The following is a 20859-nucleotide window of genomic DNA, read 5'->3' on the forward strand; positions in this document are numbered from 1 at the left end:
CTAATCGACAATCAGGTTACCGTCATTAGTCAGATTTTGCAGAATATCCTGATCCGTTAGAGTTCCACCTGCGGTTAGGTCAACACCTTGCAGCACAATTTCCTGTGTTGCCTGGAAGAAAACGCCACCACTGTGATCAACACTGATGGTGGTATCACTGCCATCAAAGTTGAACTGCAGGTAATCAGTCAGTGGGTTAGTGTCTTCACCTTGCAACAAATCAGCAAGGTTAAGCACATCGCCACCAGCACCGACGGTAAAGTCAGTAATGATATCCGAGGAAGGATCACTAGATGTGCCCTGCTCGTTAACCTGCCATGTGAAGGTATCAGTACCCGTACCACCGGTCAGCGTATCGTCACCCAAACCACCAAAGATAACGTCATCATCGTCGCCACCAATGATGATATCGTTGCCTTCACCACCGTACAGAGTGTCAGCGCCGATACCACCATCAAGCGTATCGTTACCTGCATCACCGTAGAGGGTATCTGCGCCTTCATCACCGTCGAGGGTGTCGTTGTCTTCACCACCTTGCAGCTTGTCGTTGCCGATGCCGCCGGAGAGCTGGTCATCACCTTCACCGCCATCGAGATTATCAGTACCGGATCCGCCGGTTAGAATATCATCGCCACTACCGCCGACGAGTTTGTCACTGCCATCGTTACCGATCAGGGTGTCATTACCCTCACCGCCTTCCAGAATGTCAGCGCCTAAACCGCCGTCAATAGTGTCATCGCCACCCAGACCGGAGATAAAGTCGTTAGCGTCGGTACCTGTCAGATTATCGCCTGGAATGCTGGTAACAGCACTGCTCAAGTATTGATAGGCTCCGCCCGACTCACGGTATTCAACATGTAACTCTGCATCGCCCGAATTATCCCAGTAGATAATCTCGATTGTATGCTCACCACCTGTTGCAACAGTGAAATCAGCATGGGTACGTGTTGTTGGTCCCTGGTTACCATCGAACTCAGCAACCACCACACCATCAACTCGAATACTGTAACCATCATCCGCATTAACACGGAAGTTGTAAGTGCCCGCAGCCAGCGTAATGTTACCCGTCAGATGTAAAACACCTGCCGAGGTATCTGAAGGATCGGTCGACAAGCTGCTGAAATCACTACCCAGGAACTCCTGCAAGCTGGTGCCCGTTCCCAGGTTGGTTGAGCTACTCAAACCATAATCTACAGATGTGGCGATAAAAGTCGCATCAGGCGAGTTACCACTGATTGTCGACTCTGCCTGAGCTACACTGCTCAAACCACTGCGGCCGTAGTAATGCCCTTGTAAACCAGTCGTCGCATCTGAACCTACGATAGAGTTATGAATAATGCCCAACGTCAGTGTTGCATCATCACTCTCATCATCAATATCCGTTAGGGTGTAACCAATCTCTTCAGGCTCAACACCAGTAGAAGACGTGTCTAACTCTACCGGTTCGAAACGAATACCCGCTAAGAAAGAGTTACCGGAACTTCCAACCTGAATTTCAACTCTCGCGATATTGCTGTAGTCAGCGAAAATATCGTTATGCCAGGTTGATCCCCTCACAGCAACTTCGGCTAATTCATGTCCATCGATGTGATACGCGGTGACAGTAAAGGCTTCATAAGTACCACCCAAGCTGTTCGCATCGATATCAAACCCTTGAACGCCATAAGGATACATACTCGGATCAAATTCAACGATGATTCGCTCTCCCGAATTCAAACGAGAAGCATTGTTACCGGATTCACCACTGTTGACGCCTATTCCACTACCGCTATAAACCACCGATCCGTCTGGAGAACTTATAGTAACGCCTATGCTTGTGCTTTCAGCAATCTCTGTCGAAGAGTTATCAGTGAACTGCTGAGTCACTGTGGCTCCAGTTGGAGGATTAGGTACGTTTGCTGGTGTAAAGTTGTAATAACCATCTGAGTTAAAGACCAAAACACTGCCATCATCAGCATTAATAGTCAGTACACCTGAGACAATCTCATACGAGTAATCTTTACCCGCGGGGTCAACTACACCGGTATCGGCTACCGGAGGATTACCTGCTTGTGAAAGATCCAGTAAATCAATGGTATCGCCACGGAAGGTAATTGCACTTACCCGAGCATCATCGATTGCGACATCAACACCACTACCCTGTCGAGTAAAGCTGGTAAACCCATCTCCCAGAGATACGCCGCCATCGGTGCCAACACCAGAAATGACATTACCTTCCAGGTTTCCAGCAACCGGGAACAAGGTATCGGTATCATCATTGGCAACCGGTTTTCCATCGACAACATTGATTGTCAGATTCGCCGATGGCGCCACGTCACCATCACCATCAATAGCAATGAAATCCAAGGCAAAGCTATCGCCAGCAGATGCAGAAGATCCGGAGTAGAAGGTGTAATCACCATTACTGAAATCGAAGATGAATCGACCAAAGCTGAAACCGTACGAAGCATCTAACTGCAGCAAGGATCCCGCAGTATTGGCAAATCCACCATCGTTAGTAATTTCATCACTTACGGGATCGTAGGTGAAAGTAACATCGGTACCACCCAAGTTGATGGTCATGGTCCAGATATACAAACCATCCGCACCAAACTCAACGTTATTAATGCCACCACTTGAAACAACATTACCACCAAAGCTTGGAGGCACGGTACTTAATAGCTCACTTTCCAGATCATTCAGATCAGGAACATAAAGTGCACCATCAACAGTACCGGAATCATCGGCATCAATATTGTGGATCGCATCAAGCTGAGTGAAATCGGAAATACCTGTACCAATACCTACCGCGTAGGAATCAACCGTATTATTGGCAATAAAGGTATCCCAGCCCGAGTTACCTACAGGATCAGAGATGCCTCCTGAGGTATTTTCAACGGTTGGGATACCATCGGATACAAAGTAGGTAATGGTTGTGTCGTAACTGTTATCATCAATTAGACCATCACCATTGCCATCCAAAGCATCTATAGCCTTTTCCAAACCATCTTCATAGTTGGTGCCACCAGAACCATTCATCGTATCAATAGCAGCAAGCGTTGAATCCAAATCGGTGTAAGCATTACCACCATTGAGAATCACTGCCGAATTACTGAAAGTAACCAACTTCACAGAAACATTGTCTGATTGGCTATAGTACTCTTTCACCAACTCTTTCAAGGCATCACGGGCCATGGCCAAACGCGTGGTGGTAGAACCATCTTCAAGATAAACCACACCACCGGCTGAAGCGTTGGTCATACTGCCTGAAACATCCAGCGTTAATACCAGCTGGAAACTCTTAACATCACCTTCCGGTACCTCGGCGATGATATCGGTCGCCTGCGGCGTATCATCGATAATCGTTACATTTAAGTCAGCACTGGTGCCCTGGCTCGTTGAGTAGGTGAACTGATCAATGACACTCAAGTCATCAGCCGGCGCACTGTTATCAACATTGGTATTTAATGTGTAGGTATAGTTACCCACAGTATCTACAACCAACGTGCCGTAACTGGAGCTAACCGTGTAAACACCACCGGAGAAAGTGGCACCGGTTATACCACTAATAGTTGTACCAGCAGGCAAGCCATCATTGGCAAGCAAGTTACCTGTGGCAATAACCGTACCTTCACCACCAGCAACATCCTGACCGACTTCATCCTGGCTATCGAAAGATGTTTCAATTCTTCCAGAACCATCTGCCAGCGCACTTTCATGAACTACGGCAGAATCATCTTCAGCAGATACGACATCAATATCAAAGCTGCCAGTGACAAAAGAACCATCAGAGCTGTCTGCACGAATGATAACGGTACGAGTGGTACCCGATAGGCCTGTTGTATCAGCATTAACTGTTACAACTCCGGTTGTTGGATCGATGGTGAAGTTGCCGCCATCATTATCAACCAAACTATAGGTAATAGTATCTTCCGGATCTGGATCGGTACTGAAACCAGTCAGATTAACAATGCTGCCATTGCTTGCACCTTCAATAACTTTGTTCGCCGCAGGATCTGAATCGGTTAATGGTAGAACCTGACCATCTTGAACAGGTGTAACGTCAACCTGAATCCGACCAGCAACAACACCCTGATCTGCATCATTGGCTGTGAAAGTAAAGTCATCGTAATCAGTACCTGATGTATCTGGGAAAGGTACGAAGATTAAATTGCCGGAGGTAATCGCCGTAAACGGAATCTCATCTCCAACAACGACATTACGGAATCCGCTGCCGTCATCGTATTGAAGACTGCCCACTTGCTCCAAAGACTGAATGGTGATGGACGTCGCCGTATGGCCTTCTGGATCCGTATAACCAAAGTCGGAAGCCTGGAAGACGTAAGTCGTGTCTTCAGGAGTAACGACGGTATTATCTTCGGCAACTGGAGGATCATTTACTGGCAGAACATTGATCGAAACAGTACCAACATCAGTGTTGGTACCATCTGTTACGGTGTAATCAAATGTATCTGTACCATTGAAGTTATTAGGTGGCGTGTAAGTGAAAGTACCATCAGCCAGGATAGTTACACTCCCGCCCTGAGCCGTAGCAAATGGTCCTGCAGCGACTACTGAAAGTGAATCGCCGTCCAGATCGTAGTCTGCACCACTGCCGTTATCCAATAGGACACTGGTTCCATTTAAGACAGTGTCTTCGTTGACGGTGAAGGTGTCGTCTTCAGCTACAGGAGTAGTGTCGTCATCCAGAATTGTTCCGGTACCAGTCGCACTAGCATTCGTTGTAGTACCAGCAGTCACAGTAGCTAATAAATCGAACGTTTCGTTAACTTCATCGAATTCGTCCTGCACAGTAGTAGAACGAACATCTATGCTTGTTTGACCTGCAGCAAAACTGAGATCACCAGTCACTGGCTCCCAACTATCACCATCCCAGTATTCCAAGCTCGAACTGTAATCTGTAGTGCTTGTTGCACTTCCGGTATCAACAGTAACCACACTAAAATCAATCTGTTCATCACTCGGATTACTCAGACTCACAGTGAATACAATCTGACCACCTTCAATAACACTAGTAGGGCTAACAATTAATGTTGGCGCATCGCCGCGATCATCACCTGGGTTCGGATCGGTCGGATCACTACTGTCTTCATCGTGGATGGTCGCGTTCGCACTGCTCGTGCCCAGCGTCGCATCCGTTTCACCTGCGCCCAACGCCACGCTCATGCTCAGGCTTTCATTGCCTTCGAAGATCGTGTCGTCCACCGCCGTGATCACAAACTCTGGCGCATAACTGCTGTTGGCCGGGATCGTGATGTTCAAGCCCGCTTGCAACGCCGCTACTGTCGTGCTCGCCGGGTTGCCCGCGCTGTCCAGGTAGGTCACGGTCGCGTTGATATCCGCCGCTTCCACGGTACCCAGATTCAGCGTCACTACCACGTCGGTGGCGAAGTCACTTTCGTTGCTCTGACTCACCACGAAGCTCACGGTGTCATTGCTCGTGCCTTCCACCGCCGTGTTGTTCGTCGACGCGATGCTGACCACCGGCGCATCGCCGCGATCATCACCTGGGTTCGGATCGGTCGGATCACTACTGTCTTCATCGTGGATGGTCGCGTTCGCACTGCTCGTGCCCAGCGTCGCATCCGTTTCACCTGCGCCCAACGCCACGCTCATGCTCAGGCTTTCATTGCCTTCGAAGATCGTGTCGTCCACCGCCGTGATCACAAACTCTGGCGCATAACTGCTGTTGGCCGGGATCGTGATGTTCAAGCCCGCTTGCAACGCCGCTACTGTCGTGCTCGCCGGGTTGCCCGCGCTGTCCAGGTAGGTCACGGTCGCGTTGATATCCGCCGCTTCCACGGTACCCAGATTCAGCGTCACTACCACGTCGGTGGCGAAGTCACTTTCGTTGCTCTGACTCACCACGAAGCTCACGGTGTCATTGCTCGTGCCTTCCACCGCCGTGTTGTTCGTCGACGCGATGCTGACCACCGGCGCATCGCCGCGATCATCACCTGGGTTCGGATCGGTCGGATCACTACTGTCTTCATCGTGGATGGTCGCGTTCGCACTGCTCGTGCCCAGCGTCGCATCCGTTTCACCTGCGCCCAACGCCACGCTCATGCTCAGGCTTTCATTGCCTTCGAAGATCGTGTCGTCCACCGCCGTGATCACAAACTCTGGCGCATAACTGCTGTTGGCCGGGATCGTGATGTTCAAGCCCGCTTGCAACGCCGCTACTGTCGTGCTCGCCGGGTTGCCCGCGCTGTCCAGGTAGGTCACGGTCGCGTTGATATCCGCCGCTTCCACGGTACCCAGATTCAGCGTCACTACCACGTCGGTGGCGAAGTCACTTTCGTTGCTCTGACTCACCACGAAGCTCACGGTGTCATTGCTCGTGCCTTCCACCGCCGTGTTGTTCGTCGACGCGATGCTGACCACCGGCGCATCGCCGCGATCATCACCTGGGTTCGGATCGGTCGGATCACTACTGTCTTCATCGTGGATGGTCGCGTTCGCACTGCTCGTGCCCAGCGTCGCATCCGTTTCACCTGCGCCCAACGCCACGCTCATGCTCAGGCTTTCATTGCCTTCGAAGATCGTGTCGTCCACCGCCGTGATCACAAACTCTGGCGCATAACTGCTGTTGGCCGGGATCGTGATGTTCAAGCCCGCTTGCAACGCCGCTACTGTCGTGCTCGCCGGGTTGCCCGCGCTGTCCAGGTAGGTCACGGTCGCGTTGATATCCGCCGCTTCCACGGTACCCAGATTCAGCGTCACTACCACGTCGGTGGCGAAGTCACTTTCGTTGCTCTGACTCACCACGAAGCTCACGGTGTCATTGCTCGTGCCTTCCACCGCCGTGTTGTTCGTCGACGCGATGCTGACCACCGGCGCATCGCCGCGATCATCACCTGGGTTCGGATCGGTCGGATCACTACTGTCTTCATCGTGGATGGTCGCGTTCGCACTGCTCGTGCCCAGCGTCGCATCCGTTTCACCTGCGCCCAACGCCACGCTCATGCTCAGGCTTTCATTGCCTTCGAAGATCGTGTCGTCCACCGCCGTGATCACAAACTCTGGCGCATAACTGCTGTTGGCCGGGATCGTGATGTTCAAGCCCGCTTGCAACGCCGCTACTGTCGTGCTCGCCGGGTTGCCCGCGCTGTCCAGGTAGGTCACGGTCGCGTTGATATCCGCCGCTTCCACGGTACCCAGATTCAGCGTCACTACCACGTCGGTGGCGAAGTCACTTTCGTTGCTCTGACTCACCACGAAGCTCACGGTGTCATTGCTCGTGCCTTCCACCGCCGTGTTGTTCGTCGACGCGATGCTGACCACCGGCGCATCGCCGCGATCATCACCTGGGTTCGGATCGGTCGGATCACTACTGTCTTCATCGTGGATGGTCGCGTTCGCACTGCTCGTGCCCAGCGTCGCATCCGTTTCACCTGCGCCCAACGCCACGCTCATGCTCAGGCTTTCATTGCCTTCGAAGATCGTGTCGTCCACCGCCGTGATCACAAACTCTGGCGCATAACTGCTGTTGGCCGGGATCGTGATGTTCAAGCCCGCTTGCAACGCCGCTACTGTCGTGCTCGCCGGGTTGCCCGCGCTGTCCAGGTAGGTCACGGTCGCGTTGATATCCGCCGCTTCCACGGTACCCAGATTCAGCGTCACTACCACGTCGGTGGCGAAGTCACTTTCGTTGCTCTGACTCACCACGAAGCTCACGGTGTCATTGCTCGTGCCTTCCACCGCCGTGTTGTTCGTCGACGCGATGCTGACCACCGGCGCATCGCCGCGATCATCACCTGGGTTCGGATCGGTCGGATCACTACTGTCTTCATCGTGGATGGTCGCGTTCGCACTGCTCGTGCCCAGCGTCGCATCCGTTTCACCTGCGCCCAACGCCACGCTCATGCTCAGGCTTTCATTGCCTTCGAAGATCGTGTCGTCCACCGCCGTGATCACAAACTCTGGCGCATAACTGCTGTTGGCCGGGATCGTGATGTTCAAGCCCGCTTGCAACGCCGCTACTGTCGTGCTCGCCGGGTTGCCCGCGCTGTCCAGGTAGGTCACGGTCGCGTTGATATCCGCCGCTTCCACGGTACCCAGATTCAGCGTCACTACCACGTCGGTGGCGAAGTCACTTTCGTTGCTCTGACTCACCACGAAGCTCACGGTGTCATTGCTCGTGCCTTCCACCGCCGTGTTGTTCGTCGACGCGATGCTGACCACCGGCGCATCGCCGCGATCATCACCTGGGTTCGGATCGGTCGGATCACTACTGTCTTCATCGTGGATGGTCGCGTTCGCACTGCTCGTGCCCAGCGTCGCATCCGTTTCACCTGCGCCCAACGCCACGCTCATGCTCAGGCTTTCATTGCCTTCGAAGATCGTGTCGTCCACCGCCGTGATCACAAACTCTGGCGCATAACTGCTGTTGGCCGGGATCGTGATGTTCAAGCCCGCTTGCAACGCCGCTACTGTCGTGCTCGCCGGGTTGCCCGCGCTGTCCAGGTAGGTCACGGTCGCGTTGATATCCGCCGCTTCCACGGTACCCAGATTCAGCGTCACTACCACGTCGGTGGCGAAGTCACTTTCGTTGCTCTGACTCACCACGAAGCTCACGGTGTCATTGCTCGTGCCTTCCACCGCCGTGTTGTTCGTCGACGCGATGCTGACCACCGGCGCATCGCCGCGATCATCACCTGGGTTCGGATCGGTCGGATCACTACTGTCTTCATCGTGGATGGTCGCGTTCGCACTGCTCGTGCCCAGCGTCGCATCCGTTTCACCTGCGCCCAACGCCACGCTCATGCTCAGGCTTTCATTGCCTTCGAAGATCGTGTCGTCCACCGCCGTGATCACAAACTCTGGCGCATAACTGCTGTTGGCCGGGATCGTGATGTTCAAGCCCGCTTGCAACGCCGCTACTGTCGTGCTCGCCGGGTTGCCCGCGCTGTCCAGGTAGGTCACGGTCGCGTTGATATCCGCCGCTTCCACGGTACCCAGATTCAGCGTCACTACCACGTCGGTGGCGAAGTCACTTTCGTTGCTCTGACTCACCACGAAGCTCACGGTGTCATTGCTCGTGCCTTCCACCGCCGTGTTGTTCGTCGACGCGATGCTGACCACCGGCGCATCGCCGCGATCATCACCTGGGTTCGGATCGGTCGGATCACTACTGTCTTCATCGTGGATGGTCGCGTTCGCACTGCTCGTGCCCAGCGTCGCATCCGTTTCACCTGCGCCCAACGCCACGCTCATGCTCAGGCTTTCATTGCCTTCGAAGATCGTGTCGTCCACCGCCGTGATCACAAACTCTGGCGCATAACTGCTGTTGGCCGGGATCGTGATGTTCAAGCCCGCTTGCAACGCCGCTACTGTCGTGCTCGCCGGGTTGCCCGCGCTGTCCAGGTAGGTCACGGTCGCGTTGATATCCGCCGCTTCCACGGTACCCAGATTCAGCGTCACTACCACGTCGGTGGCGAAGTCACTTTCGTTGCTCTGACTCACCACGAAGCTCACGGTGTCATTGCTCGTGCCTTCCACCGCCGTGTTGTTCGTCGACGCGATGCTGACCACCGGCGCATCGCCGCGATCATCACCTGGGTTCGGATCGGTCGGATCACTACTGTCTTCATCGTGGATGGTCGCGTTCGCACTGCTCGTGCCCAGCGTCGCATCCGTTTCACCTGCGCCCAACGCCACGCTCATGCTCAGGCTTTCATTGCCTTCGAAGATCGTGTCGTCCACCGCCGTGATCACAAACTCTGGCGCATAACTGCTGTTGGCCGGGATCGTGATGTTCAAGCCCGCTTGCAACGCCGCTACTGTCGTGCTCGCCGGGTTGCCCGCGCTGTCCAGGTAGGTCACGGTCGCGTTGATATCCGCCGCTTCCACGGTACCCAGATTCAGCGTCACTACCACGTCGGTGGCGAAGTCACTTTCGTTGCTCTGACTCACCACGAAGCTCACGGTGTCATTGCTCGTGCCTTCCACCGCCGTGTTGTTCGTCGACGCGATGCTGACCACCGGCGCATCGCCGCGATCATCACCTGGGTTCGGATCGGTCGGATCACTACTGTCTTCATCGTGGATGGTCGCGTTCGCACTGCTCGTGCCCAGCGTCGCATCCGTTTCACCTGCGCCCAACGCCACGCTCATGCTCAGGCTTTCATTGCCTTCGAAGATCGTGTCGTCCACCGCCGTGATCACAAACTCTGGCGCATAACTGCTGTTGGCCGGGATCGTGATGTTCAAGCCCGCTTGCAACGCCGCTACTGTCGTGCTCGCCGGGTTGCCCGCGCTGTCCAGGTAGGTCACGGTCGCGTTGATATCCGCCGCTTCCACGGTACCCAGATTCAGCGTCACTACCACGTCGGTGGCGAAGTCACTTTCGTTGCTCTGACTCACCACGAAGCTCACGGTGTCATTGCTCGTGCCTTCCACCGCCGTGTTGTTCGTCGACGCGATGCTGACCACCGGCGCATCGCCGCGATCATCACCTGGGTTCGGATCGGTCGGATCACTACTGTCTTCATCGTGGATGGTCGCGTTCGCACTGCTCGTGCCCAGCGTCGCATCCGTTTCACCTGCGCCCAACGCCACGCTCATGCTCAGGCTTTCATTGCCTTCGAAGATCGTGTCGTCCACCGCCGTGATCACAAACTCTGGCGCATAACTGCTGTTGGCCGGGATCGTGATGTTCAAGCCCGCTTGCAACGCCGCTACTGTCGTGCTCGCCGGGTTGCCCGCGCTGTCCAGGTAGGTCACGGTCGCGTTGATATCCGCCGCTTCCACGGTACCCAGATTCAGCGTCACTACCACGTCGGTGGCGAAGTCACTTTCGTTGCTCTGACTCACCACGAAGCTCACGGTGTCATTGCTCGTGCCTTCCACCGCCGTGTTGTTCGTCGACGCGATGCTGACCACCGGCGCATCGCCGCGATCATCACCTGGGTTCGGATCGGTCGGATCACTACTGTCTTCATCGTGGATGGTCGCGTTCGCACTGCTCGTGCCCAGCGTCGCATCCGTTTCACCTGCGCCCAACGCCACGCTCATGCTCAGGCTTTCATTGCCTTCGAAGATCGTGTCGTCCACCGCCGTGATCACAAACTCTGGCGCATAACTGCTGTTGGCCGGGATCGTGATGTTCAAGCCCGCTTGCAACGCCGCTACTGTCGTGCTCGCCGGGTTGCCCGCGCTGTCCAGGTAGGTCACGGTCGCGTTGATATCCGCCGCTTCCACGGTACCCAGATTCAGCGTCACTACCACGTCGGTGGCGAAGTCACTTTCGTTGCTCTGACTCACCACGAAGCTCACGGTGTCATTGCTCGTGCCTTCCACCGCCGTGTTGTTCGTCGACGCGATGCTGACCACCGGCGCATCGCCGCGATCATCACCTGGGTTCGGATCGGTCGGATCACTACTGTCTTCATCGTGGATGGTCGCGTTCGCACTGCTCGTGCCCAGCGTCGCATCCGTTTCACCTGCGCCCAACGCCACGCTCATGCTCAGGCTTTCATTGCCTTCGAAGATCGTGTCGTCCACCGCCGTGATCACAAACTCTGGCGCATAACTGCTGTTGGCCGGGATCGTGATGTTCAAGCCCGCTTGCAACGCCGCTACTGTCGTGCTCGCCGGGTTGCCCGCGCTGTCCAGGTAGGTCACGGTCGCGTTGATATCCGCCGCTTCCACGGTACCCAGATTCAGCGTCACTACCACGTCGGTGGCGAAGTCACTTTCGTTGCTCTGACTCACCACGAAGCTCACGGTGTCATTGCTCGTGCCTTCCACCGCCGTGTTGTTCGTCGACGCGATGCTGACCACCGGCGCATCGCCGCGATCATCACCTGGGTTCGGATCGGTCGGATCACTACTGTCTTCATCGTGGATGGTCGCGTTCGCACTGCTCGTGCCCAGCGTCGCATCCGTTTCACCTGCGCCCAACGCCACGCTCATGCTCAGGCTTTCATTGCCTTCGAAGATCGTGTCGTCCACCGCCGTGATCACAAACTCTGGCGCATAACTGCTGTTGGCCGGGATCGTGATGTTCAAGCCCGCTTGCAACGCCGCTACTGTCGTGCTCGCCGGGTTGCCCGCGCTGTCCAGGTAGGTCACGGTCGCGTTGATATCCGCCGCTTCCACGGTACCCAGATTCAGCGTCACTACCACGTCGGTGGCGAAGTCACTTTCGTTGCTCTGACTCACCACGAAGCTCACGGTGTCATTGCTCGTGCCTTCCACCGCCGTGTTGTTCGTCGACGCGATGCTGACCACCGGCGCATCGCCGCGATCATCACCTGGGTTCGGATCGGTCGGATCACTACTGTCTTCATCGTGGATGGTCGCGTTCGCACTGCTCGTGCCCAGCGTCGCATCCGTTTCACCTGCGCCCAACGCCACGCTCATGCTCAGGCTTTCATTGCCTTCGAAGATCGTGTCGTCCACCGCCGTGATCACAAACTCTGGCGCATAACTGCTGTTGGCCGGGATCGTGATGTTCAAGCCCGCTTGCAACGCCGCTACTGTCGTGCTCGCCGGGTTGCCCGCGCTGTCCAGGTAGGTCACGGTCGCGTTGATATCCGCCGCTTCCACGGTACCCAGATTCAGCGTCACTACCACGTCGGTGGCGAAGTCACTTTCGTTGCTCTGACTCACCACGAAGCTCACGGTGTCATTGCTCGTGCCTTCCACCGCCGTGTTGTTCGTCGACGCGATGCTGACCACCGGCGCATCGCCGCGATCATCACCTGGGTTCGGATCGGTCGGATCACTACTGTCTTCATCGTGGATGGTCGCGTTCGCACTGCTCGTGCCCAGCGTCGCATCCGTTTCACCTGCGCCCAACGCCACGCTCATGCTCAGGCTTTCATTGCCTTCGAAGATCGTGTCGTCCACCGCCGTGATCACAAACTCTGGCGCATAACTGCTGTTGGCCGGGATCGTGATGTTCAAGCCCGCTTGCAACGCCGCTACTGTCGTGCTCGCCGGGTTGCCCGCGCTGTCCAGGTAGGTCACGGTCGCGTTGATATCCGCCGCTTCCACGGTACCCAGATTCAGCGTCACTACCACGTCGGTGGCGAAGTCACTTTCGTTGCTCTGACTCACCACGAAGCTCACGGTGTCATTGCTCGTGCCTTCCACCGCCGTGTTGTTCGTCGACGCGATGCTGACCACCGGCGCATCGCCGCGATCATCACCTGGGTTCGGATCGGTCGGATCACTACTGTCTTCATCGTGGATGGTCGCGTTCGCACTGCTCGTGCCCAGCGTCGCATCCGTTTCACCTGCGCCCAACGCCACGCTCATGCTCAGGCTTTCATTGCCTTCGAAGATCGTGTCGTCCACCGCCGTGATCACAAACTCTGGCGCATAACTGCTGTTGGCCGGGATCGTGATGTTCAAGCCCGCTTGCAACGCCGCTACTGTCGTGCTCGCCGGGTTGCCCGCGCTGTCCAGGTAGGTCACGGTCGCGTTGATATCCGCCGCTTCCACGGTACCCAGATTCAGCGTCACTACCACGTCGGTGGCGAAGTCACTTTCGTTGCTCTGACTCACCACGAAGCTCACGGTGTCATTGCTCGTGCCTTCCACCGCCGTGTTGTTCGTCGACGCGATGCTGACCACCGGCGCATCGCCGCGATCATCACCTGGGTTCGGATCGGTCGGATCACTACTGTCTTCATCGTGGATGGTCGCGTTCGCACTGCTCGTGCCCAGCGTCGCATCCGTTTCACCTGCGCCCAACGCCACGCTCATGCTCAGGCTTTCATTGCCTTCGAAGATCGTGTCGTCCACCGCCGTGATCACAAACTCTGGCGCATAACTGCTGTTGGCCGGGATCGTGATGTTCAAGCCCGCTTGCAACGCCGCTACTGTCGTGCTCGCCGGGTTGCCCGCGCTGTCCAGGTAGGTCACGGTCGCGTTGATATCCGCCGCTTCCACGGTACCCAGATTCAGCGTCACTACCACGTCGGTGGCGAAGTCACTTTCGTTGCTCTGACTCACCACGAAGCTCACGGTGTCATTGCTCGTGCCTTCCACCGCCGTGTTGTTCGTCGACGCGATGCTGACCACCGGCGCATCGCCGCGATCATCACCTGGGTTCGGATCGGTCGGATCACTACTGTCTTCATCGTGGATGGTCGCGTTCGCACTGCTCGTGCCCAGCGTCGCATCCGTTTCACCTGCGCCCAACGCCACGCTCATGCTCAGGCTTTCATTGCCTTCGAAGATCGTGTCGTCCACCGCCGTGATCACAAACTCTGGCGCATAACTGCTGTTGGCCGGGATCGTGATGTTCAAGCCCGCTTGCAACGCCGCTACTGTCGTGCTCGCCGGGTTGCCCGCGCTGTCCAGGTAGGTCACGGTCGCGTTGATATCCGCCGCTTCCACGGTACCCAGATTCAGCGTCACTACCACGTCGGTGGCGAAGTCACTTTCGTTGCTCTGACTCACCACGAAGCTCACGGTGTCATTGCTCGTGCCTTCCACCGCCGTGTTGTTCGTCGACGCGATGCTGACCACCGGCGCATCGCCGCGATCATCACCTGGGTTCGGATCGGTCGGATCACTACTGTCTTCATCGTGGATGGTCGCGTTCGCACTGCTCGTGCCCAGCGTCGCATCCGTTTCACCTGCGCCCAACGCCACGCTCATGCTCAGGCTTTCATTGCCTTCGAAGATCGTGTCGTCCACCGCCGTGATCACAAACTCTGGCGCATAACTGCTGTTGGCCGGGATCGTGATGTTCAAGCCCGCTTGCAACGCCGCTACTGTCGTGCTCGCCGGGTTGCCCGCGCTGTCCAGGTAGGTCACGGTCGCGTTGATATCCGCCGCTTCCACGGTACCCAGATTCAGCGTCACTACCACGTCGGTGGCGAAGTCACTTTCGTTGCTCTGACTCACCACGAAGCTCACGGTGTCATTGCTCGTGCCTTCCACCGCCGTGTTGTTCGTCGACGCGATGCTGACCACCGGCGCATCGCCGCGATCATCACCTGGGTTCGGATCGGTCGGATCACTACTGTCTTCATCGTGGATGGTCGCGTTCGCACTGCTCGTGCCCAGCGTCGCATCCGTTTCACCTGCGCCCAACGCCACGCTCATGCTCAGGCTTTCATTGCCTTCGAAGATCGTGTCGTCCACCGCCGTGATCACAAACTCTGGCGCATAACTGCTGTTGGCCGGGATCGTGATGTTCAAGCCCGCTTGCAACGCCGCTACTGTCGTGCTCGCCGGGTTGCCCGCGCTGTCCAGGTAGGTCACGGTCGCGTTGATATCCGCCGCTTCCACGGTACCCAGATTCAGCGTCACTACCACGTCGGTGGCGAAGTCACTTTCGTTGCTCTGACTCACCACGAAGCTCACGGTGTCATTGCTCGTGCCTTCCACCGCCGTGTTGTTCGTCGACGCGATGCTGACCACCGGCGCATCGCCGCGATCATCACCTGGGTTCGGATCGGTCGGATCACTACTGTCTTCATCGTGGATGGTCGCGTTCGCACTGCTCGTGCCCAGCGTCGCATCCGTTTCACCTGCGCCCAACGCCACGCTCATGCTCAGGCTTTCATTGCCTTCGAAGATCGTGTCGTCCACCGCCGTGATCACAAACTCTGGCGCATAACTGCTGTTGGCCGGGATCGTGATGTTCAAGCCCGCTTGCAACGCCGCTACTGTCGTGCTCGCCGGGTTGCCCGCGCTGTCCAGGTAGGTCACGGTCGCGTTGATATCCGCCGCTTCCACGGTACCCAGATTCAGCGTCACTACCACGTCGGTGGCGAAGTCACTTTCGTTGCTCTGACTCACCACGAAGCTCACGGTGTCATTGCTCGTGCCTTCCACCGCCGTGTTGTTCGTCGACGCGATGCTGACCACCGGCGCATCGCCGCGATCATCACCTGGGTTCGGATCGGTCGGATCACTACTGTCTTCATCGTGGATGGTCGCGTTCGCACTGCTCGTGCCCAGCGTCGCATCCGTTTCACCTGCGCCCAACGCCACGCTCATGCTCAGGCTTTCATTGCCTTCGAAGATCGTGTCGTCCACCGCCGTGATCACAAACTCTGGCGCATAACTGCTGTTGGCCGGGATCGTGATGTTCAAGCCCGCTTGCAACGCCGCTACTGTCGTGCTCGCCGGGTTGCCCGCGCTGTCCAGGTAGGTCACGGTCGCGTTGATATCCGCCGCTTCCACGGTACCCAGATTCAGCGTCACTACCACGTCGGTGGCGAAGTCACTTTCGTTGCTCTGACTCACCACGAAGCTCACGGTGTCATTGCTCGTGCCTTCCACCGCCGTGTTGTTCGTCGACGCGATGCTGACCACCGGCGCATCGCCGCGATCATCACCTGGGTTCGGATCGGTCGGATCACTACTGTCTTCATCGTGGATGGTCGCGTTCGCACTGCTCGTGCCCAGCGTCGCATCCGTTTCACCTGCGCCCAACGCCACGCTCATGCTCAGGCTTTCATTGCCTTCGAAGATCGTGTCGTCCACCGCCGTGATCACAAACTCTGGCGCATAACTGCTGTTGGCCGGGATCGTGATGTTCAAGCCCGCTTGCAACGCCGCTACTGTCGTGCTCGCCGGGTTGCCCGCGCTGTCCAGGTAGGTCACGGTCGCGTTGATATCCGCCGCTTCCACGGTACCCAGATTCAGCGTCACTACCACGTCGGTGGCGAAGTCACTTTCGTTGCTCTGACTCACCACGAAGCTCACGGTGTCATTGCTCGTGCCTTCCACCGCCGTGTTGTTCGTCGACGCGATGCTGACCACCGGCGCATCGCCGCGATCATCACCTGGGTTCGGATCGGTCGGATCACTACTGTCTTCATCGTGGATGGTCGCGTTCGCACTGCTCGTGCCCAGCGTCGCATCCGTTTCACCTGCGCCCAACGCCACGCTCATGCTCAGGCTTTCATTGCCTTCGAAGATCGTGTCGTCCACCGCCGTGATCACAAACTCTGGCGCATAACTGCTGTTGGCCGGGATCGTGATGTTCAAGCCCGCTTGCAACGCCGCTACTGTCGTGCTCGCCGGGTTGCCCGCGCTGTCCAGGTAGGTCACGGTCGCGTTGATATCCGCCGCTTCCACGGTACCCAGATTCAGCGTCACTACCACGTCGGTGGCGAAGTCACTTTCGTTGCTCTGACTCACCACGAAGCTCACGGTGTCATTGCTCGTGCCTTCCACCGCCGTGTTGTTCGTCGACGCGATGCTGACCACCGGCGCATCGCCGCGATCATCACCTGGGTTCGGATCGGTCGGATCACTACTGTCTTCATCGTGGATGGTCGCGTTCGCACTGCTCGTGCCCAGCGTCGCATCCGTTTCACCTGCGCCCAACGCCACGCTCATGCTCAGGCTTTCATTGCCTTCGAAGATCGTGTCGTCCACCGCCGTGATCACAAACTCTGGCGCATAACTGCTGTTGGCCGGGATCGTGATGTTCAAGCCCGCTTGCAACGCCGCTACTGTCGTGCTCGCCGGGTTGCCCGCGCTGTCCAGGTAGGTCACGGTCGCGTTGATATCCGCCGCTTCCACGGTACCCAGATTCAGCGTCACTACCACGTCGGTGGCGAAGTCACTTTCGTTGCTCTGACTCACCACGAAGCTCACGGTGTCATTGCTCGTGCCTTCCACCGCCGTGTTGTTCGTCGACGCGATGCTGACCACCGGCGCATCGCCGCGATCATCACCTGGGTTCGGATCGGTCGGATCACTACTGTCTTCATCGTGGATGGTCGCGTTCGCACTGCTCGTGCCCAGCGTCGCATCCGTTTCACCTGCGCCCAACGCCACGCTCATGCTCAGGCTTTCATTGCCTTCGAAGATCGTGTCGTCCACCGCCGTGATCACAAACTCTGGCGCATAACTGCTGTTGGCCGGGATCGTGATGTTCAAGCCCGCTTGCAACGCCGCTACTGTCGTGCTCGCCGGGTTGCCCGCGCTGTCCAGGTAGGTCACGGTCGCGTTGATATCCGCCGCTTCCACGGTACCCAGATTCAGCGTCACTACCACGTCGGTGGCGAAGTCACTTTCGTTGCTCTGACTCACCACGAAGCTCACGGTGTCATTGCTCGTGCCTTCCACCGCCGTGTTGTTCGTCGACGCGATGCTGACCACCGGCGCATCGCCGCGATCATCACCTGGGTTCGGATCGGTCGGATCACTACTGTCTTCATCGTGGATGGTCGCGTTCGCACTGCTCGTGCCCAGCGTCGCATCCGTTTCACCTGCGCCCAACGCCACGCTCATGCTCAGGCTTTCATTGCCTTCGAAGATCGTGTCGTCCACCGCCGTGATCACAAACTCTGGCGCATAACTGCTGTTGGCCGGGATCGTGATGTTCAAGCCCGCTTGCAACGCCGCTACTGTCGTGCTCGCCGGGTTGCCCGCGCTGTCCAGGTAGGTCACGGTCGCGTTGATATCCGCCGCTTCCACGGTACCCAGATTCAGCGTCACTACCACGTCGGTGGCGAAGTCACTTTCGTTGCTCTGACTCACCACGAAGCTCACGGTGTCATTGCTCGTGCCTTCCACCGCCGTGTTGTTCGTCGACGCGATGCTGACCACCGGCGCATCGCCGCGATCATCACCTGGGTTCGGATCGGTCGGATCACTACTGTCTTCATCGTGGATGGTCGCGTTCGCACTGCTCGTGCCCAGCGTCGCATCCGTTTCACCTGCGCCCAACGCCACGCTCATGCTCAGGCTTTCATTGCCTTCGAAGATCGTGTCGTCCACCGCCGTGATCACAAACTCTGGCGCATAACTGCTGTTGGCCGGGATCGTGATGTTCAAGCCCGCTTGCAACGCCGCTACTGTCGTGCTCGCCGGGTTGCCCGCGCTGTCCAGGTAGGTCACGGTCGCGTTGATATCCGCCGCTTCCACGGTACCCAGATTCAGCGTCACTACCACGTCGGTGGCGAAGTCACTTTCGTTGCTCTGACTCACCACGAAGCTCACGGTGTCATTGCTCGTGCCTTCCACCGCCGTGTTGTTCGTCGACGCGATGCTGACCACCGGCGCATCGCCGCGATCATCACCTGGGTTCGGATCGGTCGGATCACTACTGTCTTCATCGTGGATGGTCGCGTTCGCACTGCTCGTGCCCAGCGTCGCATCCGTTTCACCTGCGCCCAACGCCACGCTCATGCTCAGGCTTTCATTGCCTTCGAAGATCGTGTCGTCCACCGCCGTGATCACAAACTCTGGCGCATAACTGCTGTTGGCCGGGATCGTGATGTTCAAGCCCGCTTGCAACGCCGCTACTGTCGTGCTCGCCGGGTTGCCCGCGCTGTCCAGGTAGGTCACGGTCGCGTTGATATCCGCCGCTTCCACGGTACCCAGATTCAGCGTCACTACCACGTCGGTGGCGAAGTCACTTTCGTTGCTCTGACTCACCACGAAGCTCACGGTGTCATTGCTCGTGCCTTCCACCGCCGTGTTGTTCGTCGACGCGATGCTGACCACCGGCGCATCGCCGCGATCATCACCTGGGTTCGGATCGGTCGGATCACTACTGTCTTCATCGTGGATGGTCGCGTTCGCACTGCTCGTGCCCAGCGTCGCATCCGTTTCACCTGCGCCCAACGCCACGCTCATGCTCAGGCTTTCATTGCCTTCGAAGATCGTGTCGTCCACCGCCGTGATCACAAACTCTGGCGCATAACTGCTGTTGGCCGGGATCGTGATGTTCAAGCCCGCTTGCAACGCCGCTACTGTCGTGCTCGCCGGGTTGCCCGCGCTGTCCAGGTAGGTCACGGTCGCGTTGATATCCGCCGCTTCCACGGTACCCAGATTCAGCGTCACTACCACGTCGGTGGCGAAGTCACTTTCGTTGCTCTGACTCACCACGAAGCTCACGGTGTCATTGCTCGTGCCTTCCACCGCCGTGTTGTTCGTCGACGCGATGCTGACCACCGGCGCATCGCCGCGATCATCACCTGGGTTCGGATCGGTCGGATCACTACTGTCTTCATCGTGGATGGTCGCGTTCGCACTGCTCGTGCCCAGCGTCGCATCCGTTTCACCTGCGCCCAACGCCACGCTCATGCTCAGGCTTTCATTGCCTTCGAAGATCGTGTCGTCCACCGCCGTGATCACAAACTCTGGCGCATAACTGCTGTTGGCCGGGATCGTGATGTTCAAGCCCGCTTGCAACGCCGCTACTGTCGTGCTCGCCGGGTTGCCCGCGCTGTCCAGGTAGGTCACGGTCGCGTTGATATCCGCCGCTTCCACGGTACCCAGATTCAGCGTCACTACCACGTCGGTGGCGAAGTCACTTTCGTTGCTCTGACTCACCACGAAGCTCACGGTGTCATTGCTCGTGCCTTCCACCGCCGTGTTGTTCGTCGACGCGATGCTGACCACCGGCGCATCGCCGCGATCATCACCTGGGTTCGGATCGGTCGGATCACTACTGTCTTCATCGTGGATGGTCGCGTTCGCACTGCTCGTGCCCAGCGTCGCATCCGTTTCACCTGCGCCCAACGCCACGCTCATGCTCAGGCTTTCATTGCCTTCGAAGATCGTGTCGTCCACCGCCGTGATCACAAACTCTGGCGCATAACTGCTGTTGGCCGGGATCGTGATGTTCAAGCCCGCTTGCAACGCCGCTACTGTCGTGCTCGCCGGGTTGCCCGCGCTGTCCAGGTAGGTCACGGTCGCGTTGATATCCGCCGCTTCCACGGTACCCAGATTCAGCGTCACTACCACGTCGGTGGCGAAGTCACTTTCGTTGCTCTGACTCACCACGAAGCTCACGGTGTCATTGCTCGTGCCTTCCACCGCCGTGTTGTTCGTCGACGCGATGCTGACCACCGGCGCATCGCCGCGATCATCACCTGGGTTCGGATCGGTCGGATCACTACTGTCTTCATCGTGGATGGTCGCGTT

General features: G+C 57.4%; 1 protein-coding gene (only partly in view). It reads right to left on the minus strand.

The window, feature by feature from the left end:
• A protein-coding gene (locus tag ACGHZ6_RS16190) for an immunoglobulin-like domain-containing protein (RefSeq protein WP_390615035.1) crosses the window boundary here: on the minus strand, positions 1-20859 show its 3' portion. 8991 nt of this gene lie beyond the right edge of the window; only the last 20859 of its 29850 coding nucleotides appear in the window; the start codon falls outside the window, past its right edge — the gene reads right to left on this strand; its stop codon occupies positions 1-3.

The organism is Maricurvus nonylphenolicus (genome assembly GCF_042854845.1).
Lineage (GTDB): Bacteria > Pseudomonadota > Gammaproteobacteria > Pseudomonadales > Cellvibrionaceae > Maricurvus > Maricurvus nonylphenolicus.